Source organism: Pseudomonas sp. GW821-FHT09H03, from assembly GCF_059415945.1.
Genome location: NZ_JBWKOF010000006.1, coordinates 97,149 through 110,033 on the forward strand (window position 1 = coordinate 97,149; position 12,885 = coordinate 110,033).

Below are 12,885 nucleotides of genomic sequence, written 5' to 3' on the forward strand. Positions count from 1 at the left end.
TTTACCATTATCACTAATCTGGAATTCATCCATCATCCGAGGCGCTGTGCCCATGAGCACACGGCATCTTTAATCAATGCATGGGCATGGACAAAAGCAGCTTTTCCTTGACGATACGGATCCTTGATTTCTCGCTCACTCTGCCACTTGCCCAGAAGAAACACTTTGCCCCGCGCGTGCGGTGCAACTTTCAGTACATCCGCTACATGGCCCTTTTCCATGACAAGGATAAGATCGGATTCATCGACAATGGCTGAAGTAATCTGGCGCGCCCGAAACGCTTGAGCGCAGAGCCCTTGCTCTTCCAGCAACTGGCGGGCGTTGCTTTCCATAGACTCGCCTGCCCGCGCGTGCAAGCCCGCGGAGGTCACGACGATAGGTGAAGGTTCCAGTGCGTTGCGCAGCAACAGTTCGGCAGTGGGGCTTCGACAAATATTGCCAACGCAAACGATAAGAATATTTCTGAACAAGGCTACTTTCCCCGTAGTGTGTCGATTTGGCCAATCTATCGCGGGGATATGAGTGAACCGACAGGTCGGTCCCGCATTCAGAGATGGATCAATGTTGTTGATGCAAGTGTATTAGATACCACGACTCACAAATAACGCCCAAGCAGAATAGCCGGACTAAAAATAACGACGGCGCCGCTACTGATAATTACCAGACAAAAAATAACATTTCACTTCACTCACCCTCACCTACAGGCAAATCGGTCTTATGGATTGAATGAACTCCGCCTTGCCCCTCCAGTCTGATTCATTGCAGGACTACAGTATTACCTCAGGAACGTCCAACAAGACAATGACAAATTTCAAACTGTTTACCGCCTCGTTTGTTTTCGTATCCGGCATACTCAATCAGGCTTATGCCAGTGACACTTTTCCGGCGCTGAAAGAAGAAAACAGCACAATAGGTATTCAAGTAAAGATTCAAAACTTCACCGCCACCGACGCCCGGCAGATCAAAGAGGCCGGTTTCGGTTTCGTGCGTTTTGGCGTATGGACCAACAGCCTGGCAAACCCTGCGTATCAAACCCGGATCAAGGAAGCCTTTGCTGCCGCCGGGTCGGCTGACCTGCCGGTGTTGATGACCGTTCGCTCTACGGTGGCTCTAACCAACAGCACCAACAGCGGCAGCCGGGATCTGGCCAGCGCTGGAGAGTCGTTCGCCCATTCCGTCATCAATCTGGAAAACACCTACCACAGTCAACTTGTGGCCATTGAAATCTGGAATGAACCCGATTTGTCGAAATATTGGCCCACAGGCGATTTTGAGCAGACGTTTGTCCCTTTCATGAGTGCCGTATGCAACTCGTTGAGCAAGCGCGATTACTCGACGCCAATGATCGGTTTTGGATTTGCAAAGGCGCCGACCGCAATCTCCAAGTCGAGCGTCGCGCTGACCAGGATTGTCAACGATCATCCACAGTGCCTGACTGCGGTCTCGTATCACCCCTATGGGATGTCGCACAGTGAAATCAGCCGGACCCAGGCGTACATCCTGGATACTTTCCATGTACCCGGTGTCATTTCCGAATGGGGCGTGCCGTCGCTCACACGCATCGGCGGAACTACTGGCCAGGCATCAAGGATCACAGGATTTATTGCAGGCATCAAAAAGCTGGACGTACCGCTGACCTCGATTTACGAATGGAAAAACACCGATTCAGGAAGCAACGACCGCGAGAAGAACTTTGGTTTGATGACATCGGATGGCAAGCCCAAGCCAGCGGCAACTGCCGCACAAGCGCTGTTGAAATAACCGGCGTTTCAGACGGATATGAACTCTGCGCCTGGGCAGACAGGCGCAAGGCGGGAGGGGCTGCCCAAGCGTCAACGGTCAGTTGCTTTGAACCTGCCGGGCGATTCGGCATCTTATTGATCAATACCAGGCCCCTCCTTTCCAGCAGCCGTTTTCAAGTTGTTGCCGCAGGGGCTATCGATACACGTACGCGCCCTTGAGTGGCTGTCAGCGCTCGGGTAATGTCACCAGACCCATAGGACAGAGCACGCCCATGACTTCCAAGCTGGAACAACTTAAACAAATGACGACCGTGGTTGCCGACACCGGCGACTTCGAAGCTATCGCTCGCGTCAAACCCGTGGACGCCACCACCAACCCGTCGCTGCTGCTCAAGGCTGCGGCCATTCCCGCTTATGCCGAGCTGTTGAACGCTTGCGTCAGTGACTGCAAGGGCGATGTCGGCCTGGCCAGCGACCGTTTCGGCGTGGCGGTGGGCCAAGAGATCCTCAAGGTGATTCCGGGGCGTATTTCCACCGAAGTGGATGCACGCCTGTCATTCGACACTGATGCCGTGTTAACCCGTGCGCATCGACTGATCGAGCTGTACGAACAGGCCGGCATTGGCCGTGACCGCGTACTGATCAAGATCGCTTCGACCTGGGAAGGCATCCGCGCTGCCGAGATCCTCGAAAAGGAAGGCATCCAGACCAACCTGACCCTGCTGTTCTCCTTCGCCCAGGCCGCCGCCTGTGCCGATGCCGGGGTGTTCCTGATTTCGCCGTTCGTGGGGCGCATCTACGACTGGTACAAGAAAGCCAATGGAAACGACTACACCGGCGCGGATGACCCGGGCGTGCAGTCGGTGACCCGTATCTACAACTACTACAAGGCCAATGACTACAAGACCGTGGTCATGGGCGCGAGCTTCCGCAACCTCGGCCAGATCGAGCAACTGGCCGGCTGCGACCGCCTGACCATCAGCCCGGACCTGATCGACAAGCTCGCGGCGGATACGGGCAAGCTGGAGCGCAAGCTCGCTCCTGGACATGCTGGTGAAGCTCGCCTGAGCCTCAATGAAGCGCAGTTCCGCTGGTTGTCCAACGAGGATGCGATGGCGACCGAAAAGCTGGCCGAGGGGATTCGTCAGTTTGCCCGGGATCAGGAAAAGCTCGAGGCTTTGCTGCAAGCCAAGCTGTGACCTGAGCTGGTGTAATGCAAAAAGGGCGAACCCTGGTGGGTTCGCCCTTTTTTGTGTCTGGAAGGACAGGTTGATCTCGCGAAAATGAGCGGTGACTGTGCTGCCGCCTTCGCGGGCAAGCCCGCTCCCACAGTGTCCGTGTCGAACTCACATTTTGTAGGGCACGCCAAACCTGTGGGAGCGGGCTTGCCCGCGAAGGCGTCCGGACAGGCACCCATTTTCTCAGAGGATCAGTGACGCTCCAGCGCATTCACCAGGTCATGAAACGCTTCACGATTGTGGTCGTTCAGGCCCATGAGGATCTTGTGCGCTTCGAGCACCTTGATCCGCACCACTTCTTCCGACTGATCCTGGTCTGGAAGGTCGTCCAGGCACTCAGGGCACGGCACGGGCTGGTCAACGATGTTGAACACTTGCTCGAAGCCCATGGACTGCAGCAGACGGGTGATGTCTTCGTGGGTGGTGACGACGGTCGGCAACAGGCCGACCTTCTGCCGCGACAGGATCGACAACTTGGCCAGCAAGCCAAGGGTGGTGCTGTCGATGCTGCGGGTTTCGGTCAGGTCGATCACGATCGCGTTGAAATTCAACGCGGTGAAGATCCGCTCAATAGTCGCATCCAACGCCGAACACAGGGTCAGGCGAACTTCACCGACGAACTTCAGGACGAAGGTGCCGTCCTGCTCGGCGAACTGGATTCTACCGGTACTCATTGAAGATTCCTGCTCAACACCAACAGGGCGATATCATCCGGCATCTCCCCTAGCGTGGCCAATCCAAAAACCTGCCGCAGCCCATCCAGGGTGCCGCCCGCAGCCTTGACCCGTTGGGGCAACGCCGCCTCTTTCTCTTTGAGTGTCGGTTCTGGCAAAAGGTCCAGAATGCCATCAGACATCAGCGTCAGGCTGAACGTCGGTGGCAGCTCCAGCACGTGATCTTCGTAGGTGGCTTCGTTGAAGAGTCCCACTGGCAGACCGCGCCCTTCCAGATAACGAACACTGTCTGGCGTGTACAACACTGGCAACGGCAGATGACCGCCGATGCTATAGGTCAACAAACCTGTCTCCTCGTCGATGACTCCACCGACCATTGTGACGTGTTTACCCAGCTTACAGCTGATCAGGCCCCGGTTGATATGACCCAGAACCTCTGAAGGCTTGAATTCCGGCAGGGTGCCGCTGCGCCTGGATTCGAACAGCAAGCGCGTGGTCATGAACTTCAGCAGCACGGTGACGAAGGCTGAAGAGGCGCCATGCCCGGAAACATCCGCCAGGTAGAACGCAACCCGGCGCTCGTCGACCCGAAAATAGTCGACGAAATCACCCGACAGGTACAGCGACGGGATGATCTGGTGAGCAAACTTGAACTCGTCGATGGTCCAGGGGCTGACCGGCAGCATGTTCATCTGCACCTGGCGACCGGCGTTCTGGTCTTCCTGGAGCAGATTGAGGCTGGCTTCGAGCTCGCGGTTGGCCTTTTCCAGCTTCTCGCGGTAGCGCTGGTTCTCCAGCAGCAGGCGCGCACGATCCAGGGCCCGGCGCACCGAGTGCTCAAGCACGGCCAGATCTTCGAGTGGCTTGATCAGGTAGTCGGCCGCGCCCAGGCGCAGGGCCTCGACCGCGTCGTTCATCACTCCGGCACCCGATACCACGATCACCGGCGTTTGCGACGAGCGTTCGGTGACCTGACGGATGAGTTCGAGTCCGCCCATCTGCGGCATGCGCAGATCGCAGATGACCAAGTCGGGCTTGTCTTGCTCGAATACCTGAAGTCCCTGCTGGCCATTGCTGGCCTGCAAGACGCTGAAACCACTGTCTTCCAAATAGGCGGCGAGGCTCGCGCGCACTACTTCGTCATCATCGATTATCAGCAGCGTGGCACTGGTTTTTGGCATGTGGGCAAACGGCGCCAGAATTAGGTTGGCGTAGCAGGAGGGGCATTTTACCCGGCTCGAACTACTGGATTCGCTTTCTAGCCTCTCTGCTGCACCGCTTTCGAGCATTTGCCCTATTCACATGTACACCAGAGGTGCCCTTCTAAGGCGCAGACGGTACTCCCATCCGCGAAGCGTTTCAAGCTCACGCCGATGGTCGCTTGACGTCAACACTTGTCAAATCACCGGGAGTTATAAGAACCATCAAAACCGTAACCCAATGGAAGGATCAAACCCATGGGTAAAACCCGTCGGGACTACGGTGAAAAGCGCGATTTCATTCGCCCCGGCAAAACAAAAAGGCGGCCATATGGCCGCCTTTCCTGTATTACAGGCCGAAATCAGAAATCGTCTTCAACCTGTCCGTCCTTGACCTTGAACTCACGGTTCTGCAAGTACGCATTGCGGATGAAGGTGTACTTGTCGCCGCTGATCAGCTTCTCGCTCGACAACAGGCTGGCACGGGTGTCGACAACGTTCAGACCGAAAACCGAATTTCGCACCGGCACGTCGTTGATATAACGATACGGGCCGGTATAACCATCGACGTATTTCGATGGCGCGTCACGCAAGGTGCTAGGACCGAGCAACGGCAGCATCACGTAGGGACCACTGCCTAGCCCCCAATAACCAAGGGTCTGGCCGAAATCTTCGTCATTTCGTTGCAGGCCCATCTTCGTGCCGACATCAAAGAAGCCCAGCAGGCCGAACGTGGTGTTGAAGAGCAGGCGCGCGGTATCGACACCGGCAGCAGCCGGTTTGACCTGCAGCAGGTTGTTGGCAAGGTTGGTGACATCACCGACGTTGCGGAACATGTTGTGAATGCCGTCTTCGAGGAACTGCGGGGTGACAAACTCATAGCCTTGCGCCAACGGCTTCAGGCCGTAGGTATCGACGAAGTCATTGAACTCGAAGATCGGGCGGTTGACGCTTTCCCAAGGATCTTCTTCCGTTGCTGCCTGGGCAGTGAACGGAACCAGCAACACGCTGGCACACACACATATCTTGGCTAGATGATTGCTCCAGCGCATAGAAAAAACTCCTTGGACTGTACTGGCCCGGGCGCCTGGCCCGGACAACAAGCTGGCAAGTATAAGACGGAAACAGCGTTTCGGGCATATGAACGGACCACACTGGCACAAATTGGCACCAAATGTGACCGATTAGCATCTTTGTAACTCAACTGTCACTGTGCCCCGCTAGCGTTGAGGCTATTTCAGGGACGCTGACATGCCACAAGCCCAAGCCTTGCCCCAGACCGCACCCAGCCTGACCGCCGTATTGTTTGGCCTCAGTGGCTGCCTGGTGGATTTCGGCGCACGCGCACAGCGCCACGACAGCCCTCTGGCCGAATACGCGCAAGTCACACCGGGAGCACTGGACAGCCTGAGCAGCCTGCAGCGCCAGCAAGTTCCCTGCGCATGGCTCGATGAACTCCCCCTCGCCGTCAGCCATGCCTTGGCCTGCGCTCTGCCGCAATGGGTGAAACCTGCGCAACATCCAGCATCACTCAATCCATGGCCCGCACCGAACGCCTGCTGGCAAGCGTTGATGTCGTTGAATGTCGAACGGCTGGACGGCTGCGTGCTGGTCAGTGGCGAGCCGCGATTGCTGCAATCGGCGCTCAATGCCGGTCTATGGACCATCGGCCTGGCATCCTGCGGCTCACTGTGCGGCCTGCCCCCCGAGCAATGGCAGGCGTTGAGCCCCCAGGAGCGCGACAGCAAACGCGCCAGGGCGACCATGCAACTGTTTGGCCTGGGCGTGCACTCGGTGATCGATCACCTTGGTGAACTCGACACCTGCCTGGCCGATATCAACCTGCGTCGACTCAAGGGCGAAAAGCCCTGACCGAGATCATGCAGTTTGTACGCGAGTGGATTAATCTAAAGGTCAGCCATAGACCTTTGTCGTAACGTTACGGTCTATGCCAGTGCCTATCGATAAAAGGAAGACCGTCATGCCTGCCCGCGAACTGCAAGAACAGCTCAATGCCCTGCGCGAGCAATTGGAACAGAACCCTCCGCTGTCCGAATCAGAGCGCGAGAACCTGCACGAACTGATGCAACAGATCGAACTCAAGCTTGAGCTCGAAACCAAGACTCAGGACTCCAGCCTCGCCGACGGCGTCAACCTGGCCGTGGAGCGCTTTGAGCTCGAACACCCGACCCTCGCCGGCACCCTGCGCAACATCGGGCAGGCCTTGGCCAACATGGGGATCTGAATCAGGTAGAAGCACTGTAGGAGCGAGCCTGCTCGCTCCTACACCTACAGGGGGGGGTTACTGGCGGGCCAGACGATGGTTCGGCAGTTGCGCTTCTTCCGTGCTGCGATACGGATTGATATCCAGCCCGCCCCGGCGCACATAACGCGCATACACCGTCAATTTCTCGGGTTTGAGCAACCGCTGCAGGTCGAGAAAGATCCGCTCCACACACTGCTCATGGAAATCCGAGTGCTGGCGGAAGCTGACGATGTACTCCAGCAGACTCGCGTGATCGAGCGCCGCGCCGCGATACTCCACCGCCACGCTGCCCCAGTCCGGCTGGCTGGTCACCGGGCAATTGGATTTGAGCAAGTGGCTGTGCACGCTCTCTTCGACAATGCGCGATTCATCACAACGCAGCAGCTCAGGGCGCGGATGCTCGTAGTTGCTGACGCTGATATCCTGCTCATCGATGCACACCCCCGGCAACGCCACCACACCTTCAGCCTCGACATCCTTGAGGCTGCGAATGCGCACGCCCACCGGCTTGCCGGCAGCAGCCGACAAGTCCTTGACCAGCGTCGCTTCCAGGCTCGCCGTATCGGCAAAGGGGGTCTGGTTCAGCGAGTTGAGGTACAGCTTGAACGACTTCGACTCGATGATGTTCGGCGAATCCGCCGGGATGCTGAACTCGCCGATCGCCACCACCGGCTTGCCCGACGGCAACAGCCAGGACAGTTCAAAGCAGTTCCAGAAGTCCACGCCCTTGTAAGGCAGGGTTTGCGCCGTCAGGCCCAGTTCGGCCCATTTCGCGGTGCGCGGGATCGGGAACAGCAGGGACGGCGTGTAAGTGGCGATGTATTCGCTGGATTTGCCCAGCGGCGAGTGTTCGGCTGCGGGATGCATGGCGGAAACCTGTCTGAAGAATCAGCCGATTCTACCAGCCTTTGAGTGCTTACTGACTGACAGACACTTTGCCGACCATGCCAGCCTGGTAATGCCCGGGAATGTTGCAGGCAAATTCCAGGCTGCCGGCGCGGCTGAAGGTCCAGGTCAGCTCAGCGGTCTTGCCCGGTTCGACCAACACGCTATTGGGGTCGTCATGCTTCATGGCATGCCCTTGCGAGGCGTGCTCCATCGCGGCCATGGTGTTGTGGTCCATTTCCTTCATGCCGGTAGGTGTCAGCATGCCGCTTTGCTGCATCTGCAACATTTCCTGCTGGTGGCGGGCATGCATCGCCGCGTCCCCCAAGTTGAACTCGTGCAGTAACTGGCCTTTATTCACCAGCACGAAGCGCACGGTTTCCCCGGCTTTGATGTCAATGGACTGCAGATTGAAGGACATGTCTCTCATCACCACCTCAACGCTGCGGGTCGCCTTGTTCGCCGGCGCGGGTTGACCGAAATCGTAGGCAGGTGCCGGACCGGCCCATACCGGCGAGCTCAACGCCAGCAAACAAGCGACTTGCATCAGGGATTTGCGAAAAAACATCGTCGTACTCCAACAAGGTAAGGCTCGGCTTGGGGAAAACTCTAAACTGCTGGCACTGCCTGTAACCTGACAGCCAGATTACAACTTTGTAAGGTTGAGCTGCATCAAGGCCACCCACGGTATAAAGCGTTCGTACCATCTTGATAGAGTCGCCCATGAAACTGCTGATCGTCGAAGACCAACACAAAACCGGCCTATACCTGCGCCAGGGCCTGACCGAGGCCGGGTTCAATACGGAACTGGTAGCCGACGGCAGCACCGGCCAGCAATTGGCCCTCAGCGGCGATTACGCCCTGCTGATCCTCGACGTGATGCTGCCCGGTCGCGATGGCTGGCAGATTCTGCAGGCGGTGCGCAGCGCCGGCCTCGACACCCCGGTACTTTTTCTGACGGCGCGGGACGCGGTGGATGACAGGGTTCATGGCCTGGAACTGGGTGCCGACGACTATCTGGTCAAGCCGTTTGCCTTCTCCGAACTGCTGGCCCGGGTTCGCAGCCTGTTGCGTCGTGGCAGCGTTGCCCCACAGGAGACCAGCCTGCATCTGGCCGACTTGCGCCTGGACCTGATCCGCCGCCGGGTTGAACGCAGCGGCCAGCGTATCGACCTGACCGCCAAGGAATTCGCTCTGCTGGAAATGCTCCTGCGCCGCCAGGGTGAAGTCCTGCCCAAGTCACTGATCGCGTCCCAGGTGTGGGACATGAATTTCGACAGTGACACCAACGTCATCGAAGTGGCGATCCGCCGTTTGCGCCTGAAGATCGACGATGAATTCCCCAACAAGTTGATCCACACCGTGCGCGGCATGGGTTATGTCCTTGAAGAGCGCCCAACCTGATGCGCCGACTGTCCTTGAGCAGCCGCCTGGCGCTGCTGTTTGCCGCGTGCACCGCCGTGGTGTCGTTGTTCGCCGGGGTGTTGTTCAGTCGCGCCAGCGAGGCGCACTTTGTTGAGTTGGACCAGCAGTTGCTGGACGGCAAATTGATCGGTGTGCGCCGCGCCCTTCAGGACCTGCACTCGAGCACCAGCGAAACAAGATTAGCCGACGAGCTCAGCCGCCAGGCCGATCTGTCCCTGCGCATCACCGGCAGTGATGGCCAGCGCCGGTATGAGAGTTCGACGCAGCTGCCGCAAGCGTTACCGCGCCAGCCGGGATTGTTCACGGTGAGCCACGAGGGCACCGCGTATCGCGTCCTCAATGCACCGCTCTACCCGGAACAGGCCAACTCGCCACAACTGACGCTGTTGCTGGATATCACCCATCACCAGCACTTTCTGCAACGCATGCAGCACTTGATCTGGCTGACCGTCGGCTTGTCGGCCCTGGCCACCGCGCTGCTCGGTGCCTGGGCGGCGCGCAGGGGGTTGCGGCCATTGCGACGGATGAGCACGATCGCCGGTGGCGTATCCGCGCAATCGCTGAGCTCACGTCTGCCGGAAGAAAACATGCCGCCGGAACTGGCGGAAATGGCCCACAGCTTCAACGCCATGCTCGGACGTCTCGACGACTCTTTTCAGCGGCTCTCAGCCTTCTCTGCCGACATCGCCCATGAGCTGCGCACACCACTGTCGAACTTGCTGACCCACACCCAGGTTACCCTCACCCGCCCTCGCCCCATCGAGGACTACCGTGAAGCATTGCACAGTAACCTGGAAGAACTGCAATGGATGGCGCAACTGGTCAACGACATGCTGTACCTGGCCAAGGCGGACCACGGGTTGTTGGTGCCCACACACCAATCGCTGGAGCTGGCGGAAGAAGCGGACCTGCTGCTGGAGTTTTTCGCGCCGCTGGCGGAAGACACCAGGGTTACGCTTGGCCGCGAGGGCCATGGGCGAATAGAAGGCGACCGCAGCATGTTGCGTCGGGCACTGTCGAATCTGCTGGACAATGCCCTGCGGTTTACCCCGGTCGACGGCCAGGTACGCTTGCGTATCGCCGAGCAACCGAAGCAGTTGAGCATCATTGTGGAAAACAGCGGCGAAGGAGTTTCAGCGCAGCTGCTGCCACGGTTGTTCGACCGTTTCTACCGAGCCGATCCGGCGCGTCATGAAGGCAGCAGCGAGCATGCGGGGTTGGGGCTGGCGATTACCCAGTCGATCGTGCGGGCCCATGGCGGGCAGATTCGTTGCGAATCGGAGAATGGATGGACGCGGTTTGTGATTGAGTTGCCAAAGGGGGAATGAGGCCGGTAGGGCCGGCCTCATCGCTGGCAAGTCGGATCGCCGCTCCGCAGCTCCCCAATGGAATCACACATTTGTGCACAACACCGGCCCCTGTGGGAGCCGGCCTGCCGGCGATCGCGGTATCAGCGCTTACGAATAGCGCAACGCATGAGCCGGTTCGATCTTCGCCGCGCGCCAGGCCGGGTACACCGTCGCCAGGAAGCTGAGGATGAAACCCGCCGAGCAGATCAGCGCCACGTCCGCCCCTTGCAACTCAGACGGCAGGTTGCTGACGAAGTACACATCGGAACTGAAGATGTGCTGCCCGCTGACCCGTTCGATCCAGCCCACCAGCGCGCTGACGTTCAGCGCCGCAATCACACCGAGCACGCCACCGATCAAGGTGCCGACAATGCCGATCACCGTGCCCTGCACCATGAAGATAGCCATGATCTGCCGTGGCGTGGCGCCGATGGTGCGCAGGATCGCGATGTCCGCGCCCTTGTCGTTCACGACCATGATCAGGGTGGCGATGATATTGAACGCCGCCACCGCGACAATCATCAGCAACAACAGGCCGATCATGGTCTTTTCCATCTTCATCGCACTGAACAGGCTGCCCTGGGTGTGGGTCCAGTCGTCAGCCTTGTAGGCGGCGCCCAGGCCCGTGGCGATATCGCTCGACACTTGCGGCGCAGCGTACAGATCCTTCACCGCCAGACGCACGCTTTGCACCTGATTCGGTTCCCAGCGCTGCATCTGCGCGGCATCGGCCATGTGGATCAAGGCCATCGAGCCATCAAGCTCGGCACCGACCTTGAACACACCGACCACGTTCAAACGCTGCATGCGCGGGGTAATGCCCCCCGGTGCAGTGCTGACTTCCGGCACGATCAGGGTGATTTTGTCACCAACATTCAAGCGGAAGCGACGCGCCGTGATCTCACCGATCACCACGCCGAACTCGCCCGGTTTCAGGGCATCGAGACGCCCCTGGACAATGTGTTGGGCGACGATCGACACCTGGCCTTCCAGCGCCGGATCGATGCCGCTGACCTGGATCGGCTGCATCGTGCCCTTGTAGGACAACATGCCTTCCATTTCGGTGAACGGCACGGCCGCTGTCACTTGCGGATTTTTCATCGCGGCCGCCGCAACGGGCTGCCAGTCACTGATCGGGTTGACGCCGACGATGGTCGCGTGCGGCACCATGCCGAGGATGCGCGAGCTCATTTCGCGCTGGAAGCCGTTCATCACCGACAACACCACGATCATCGCCAGCACGCCGAGGGCGAGGCCGATCATCGAGGTCATCGAGATGAAGGAAACAAAGCGATTGCGGCGCTTGGCGCGGGTATAGCGCGTGCCGATAAAGATCGATAACGGTCTGAACATTCGCTGGGGCACCGTATAAAAATAAAAGACCCGGCGCACATTCCAGCACGCCGGGTTACAGCCAATCAGATGGGCGTGAGGCAACCTTCCTGCAAGTGCAGGACGCGATCCATCTGGCGGGCCAGGTTCATGTCGTGGGTCACCACCAGAAACGCCGTACGCATCGAGGTGCTGAGCTCCAGCATCAAGTCCTGAATGCCCTGGGCGGTGTGGGAGTCGAGGTTGCCGGTCGGCTCGTCGAGCATCACCAGGCCAGGTTTGTTCACCAGGGCACGGGCAATGGCCACGCGCTGACGTTCACCACCGGACAATTCGGCCGGCTTGTGCTCCAGGCGATGGCCCAGCCCTACCCGCTCCAGCAATGCCGTGGCCCGTTGACGCGCCTCCGGGATCGCGGTCTTGCCGATCAGCAGCGGCATGCAGACGTTTTCCAGGGCGGTGAATTCCGGCAGCAAGTGGTGGAACTGGTAGACGAAACCGAGTGAGCGGTTGCGCAACAGGCCGCGATTTTTCTCGCTGAGGGCGGAAAGTTCTTCACCATCGAGCCAGACGCTGCCCTGGGTCGGCGTATCGAGACCGCCCAACAGGTTGAGCAAGGTACTTTTGCCCGAACCCGAGGTGCCGACGATCGCCACGCGCTCCCCCGGGTGCAACTCCAGTTGCAGGCCGGCCAACACTTGCACCGACTCCGGGCCCTCCTCGTAGGATTTGCCCAGGTTGCGGCAGCTCAAGATTGCTTTTTCACTCATGCGTG

At 58.9% G+C, this 12,885-nt stretch carries 14 protein-coding genes; 6 read left to right on the forward strand and 8 right to left on the reverse strand.

Annotated elements, in window-relative coordinates; genetic code table 11:
* Positions 1-32: 32 nt before the first annotated feature.
* Positions 33-470, reverse strand: coding sequence for a low molecular weight protein-tyrosine-phosphatase (locus AC07OG_RS10305; protein ID WP_218424475.1), 438 nt, complete (start codon positions 468-470; stop codon positions 33-35).
* Between the two features lie 331 nt (positions 471-801).
* On the opposite strand from AC07OG_RS10305, the gene AC07OG_RS10310 reads away from it, so the two are divergent.
* Together AC07OG_RS10310 and tal are read left to right on the forward strand one after the other, a co-directional pair.
* Complete coding sequence (locus tag AC07OG_RS10310; RefSeq protein ID WP_495067067.1) at positions 802-1,761, forward strand: cellulase family glycosylhydrolase; 960 nt, start codon at positions 802-804, stop codon at positions 1,759-1,761.
* A gap of 253 nt (positions 1,762-2,014) precedes the next feature.
* Entirely contained in the window at positions 2,015-2,941 is a 927-nt protein-coding gene (gene tal / locus AC07OG_RS10315; RefSeq protein ID WP_060540123.1) for a transaldolase, read from the forward strand.
* 230 nt (positions 2,942-3,171) lie between these two features.
* Here the strand turns inward: tal and rssC are convergent, their stop codons facing one another.
* The 3 genes from rssC to AC07OG_RS10330 all read right to left on the reverse strand — a co-directional run bounded on the left by rssC (position 3,172) and on the right by AC07OG_RS10330 (position 5,905).
* Complete coding sequence (gene rssC / locus AC07OG_RS10320) at positions 3,172-3,654, reverse strand: anti-sigma factor antagonist RssC (RefSeq protein ID WP_060540124.1); 483 nt, start codon at positions 3,652-3,654, stop codon at positions 3,172-3,174.
* Positions 3,651-4,835: a two-component system response regulator RssB gene (gene rssB / locus AC07OG_RS10325; RefSeq protein ID WP_060540125.1), complete on the reverse strand. Its 1,185-nt coding sequence runs from the start codon at positions 4,833-4,835 to the stop codon at positions 3,651-3,653. The genes rssC and rssB overlap by 4 nt, the downstream gene beginning before the upstream one ends.
* A gap of 380 nt (positions 4,836-5,215) precedes the next feature.
* The gene (locus AC07OG_RS10330) at positions 5,216-5,905 is read right to left on the reverse strand and encodes an MlaA family lipoprotein (protein WP_060540126.1); all 690 of its coding nucleotides are present in this window, start codon (positions 5,903-5,905) and stop codon (positions 5,216-5,218) included.
* 199 nt (positions 5,906-6,104) lie between these two features.
* Between AC07OG_RS10330 and pcrP the strand changes: the two genes are divergently transcribed.
* Positions 6,105-6,725 (forward strand): HAD superfamily inactivated hydrolase PcrP, encoded by a 621-nt coding sequence (pcrP, locus tag AC07OG_RS10335; RefSeq protein WP_495066964.1) that lies wholly within the window; start codon positions 6,105-6,107, stop codon positions 6,723-6,725.
* A 109-nt stretch (positions 6,726-6,834) separates the two neighbouring features.
* Positions 6,835-7,098 (forward strand): DUF4404 family protein, encoded by a 264-nt coding sequence (locus tag AC07OG_RS10340; RefSeq protein WP_060540128.1) that lies wholly within the window; start codon positions 6,835-6,837, stop codon positions 7,096-7,098.
* Between the two features lie 57 nt (positions 7,099-7,155).
* On the opposite strand, the gene queF is transcribed toward AC07OG_RS10340, so the two are convergent.
* On the reverse strand, positions 7,156-7,986 hold the full coding sequence (queF, locus tag AC07OG_RS10345; RefSeq protein WP_495066965.1) for an NADPH-dependent 7-cyano-7-deazaguanine reductase QueF: 831 nt from the start codon (positions 7,984-7,986) through the stop codon (positions 7,156-7,158).
* Positions 7,987-8,035: 49 nt separating this feature from the next.
* A complete protein-coding gene (copI, locus tag AC07OG_RS10350) occupies positions 8,036-8,572 on the reverse strand; it encodes a copper-resistant cuproprotein CopI (protein ID WP_495066966.1) in 537 nt (178 codons plus the stop codon).
* Between the two features lie 155 nt (positions 8,573-8,727).
* Between copI and AC07OG_RS10355 the strand changes: the two genes are divergently transcribed.
* Complete coding sequence (locus tag AC07OG_RS10355) at positions 8,728-9,408, forward strand: heavy metal response regulator transcription factor (protein ID WP_060540131.1); 681 nt, start codon at positions 8,728-8,730, stop codon at positions 9,406-9,408.
* A complete protein-coding gene (locus AC07OG_RS10360; protein ID WP_495066967.1) occupies positions 9,408-10,757 on the forward strand; it encodes a heavy metal sensor histidine kinase in 1,350 nt (449 codons plus the stop codon). The genes AC07OG_RS10355 and AC07OG_RS10360 overlap by 1 nt, the downstream gene beginning before the upstream one ends.
* 129 nt (positions 10,758-10,886) lie before the next feature.
* Here the strand turns inward: AC07OG_RS10360 and AC07OG_RS10365 are convergent, their stop codons facing one another.
* Positions 10,887-12,131 (reverse strand): lipoprotein-releasing ABC transporter permease subunit, encoded by a 1,245-nt coding sequence (locus AC07OG_RS10365; RefSeq protein ID WP_495066968.1) that lies wholly within the window; start codon positions 12,129-12,131, stop codon positions 10,887-10,889.
* A 65-nt stretch (positions 12,132-12,196) separates the two neighbouring features.
* Complete coding sequence (lolD, locus tag AC07OG_RS10370) at positions 12,197-12,880, reverse strand: lipoprotein-releasing ABC transporter ATP-binding protein LolD (protein ID WP_177336945.1); 684 nt, start codon at positions 12,878-12,880, stop codon at positions 12,197-12,199.
* Positions 12,881-12,885: the final 5 nt, after the last annotated feature.

Coding starts and splice junctions, on each gene's coding strand:
- AC07OG_RS10310 (WP_495067067.1), top strand. CDS start 802: ATGACAAATTTCAAACTGTTTACCGCCTCGTTTGTTTTCGTATCCGGC.
- tal (WP_060540123.1), top strand. CDS start 2,015: ATGACTTCCAAGCTGGAACAACTTAAACAAATGACGACCGTGGTTGCC.
- rssC (WP_060540124.1), bottom strand. CDS start 3,654: ATGAGTACCGGTAGAATCCAGTTCGCCGAGCAGGACGGCACCTTCGTC.
- rssB (WP_060540125.1), bottom strand. CDS start 4,835: ATGCCAAAAACCAGTGCCACGCTGCTGATAATCGATGATGACGAAGTA.
- AC07OG_RS10330 (WP_060540126.1), bottom strand. CDS start 5,905: ATGCGCTGGAGCAATCATCTAGCCAAGATATGTGTGTGTGCCAGCGTG.
- pcrP (WP_495066964.1), top strand. CDS start 6,105: ATGCCACAAGCCCAAGCCTTGCCCCAGACCGCACCCAGCCTGACCGCC.
- AC07OG_RS10340 (WP_060540128.1), top strand. CDS start 6,835: ATGCCTGCCCGCGAACTGCAAGAACAGCTCAATGCCCTGCGCGAGCAA.
- queF (WP_495066965.1), bottom strand. CDS start 7,986: ATGCATCCCGCAGCCGAACACTCGCCGCTGGGCAAATCCAGCGAATAC.
- copI (WP_495066966.1), bottom strand. CDS start 8,572: ATGTTTTTTCGCAAATCCCTGATGCAAGTCGCTTGTTTGCTGGCGTTG.
- AC07OG_RS10355 (WP_060540131.1), top strand. CDS start 8,728: ATGAAACTGCTGATCGTCGAAGACCAACACAAAACCGGCCTATACCTG.
- AC07OG_RS10360 (WP_495066967.1), top strand. CDS start 9,408: ATGCGCCGACTGTCCTTGAGCAGCCGCCTGGCGCTGCTGTTTGCCGCG.
- AC07OG_RS10365 (WP_495066968.1), bottom strand. CDS start 12,131: ATGTTCAGACCGTTATCGATCTTTATCGGCACGCGCTATACCCGCGCC.
- lolD (WP_177336945.1), bottom strand. CDS start 12,880: ATGAGTGAAAAAGCAATCTTGAGCTGCCGCAACCTGGGCAAATCCTAC.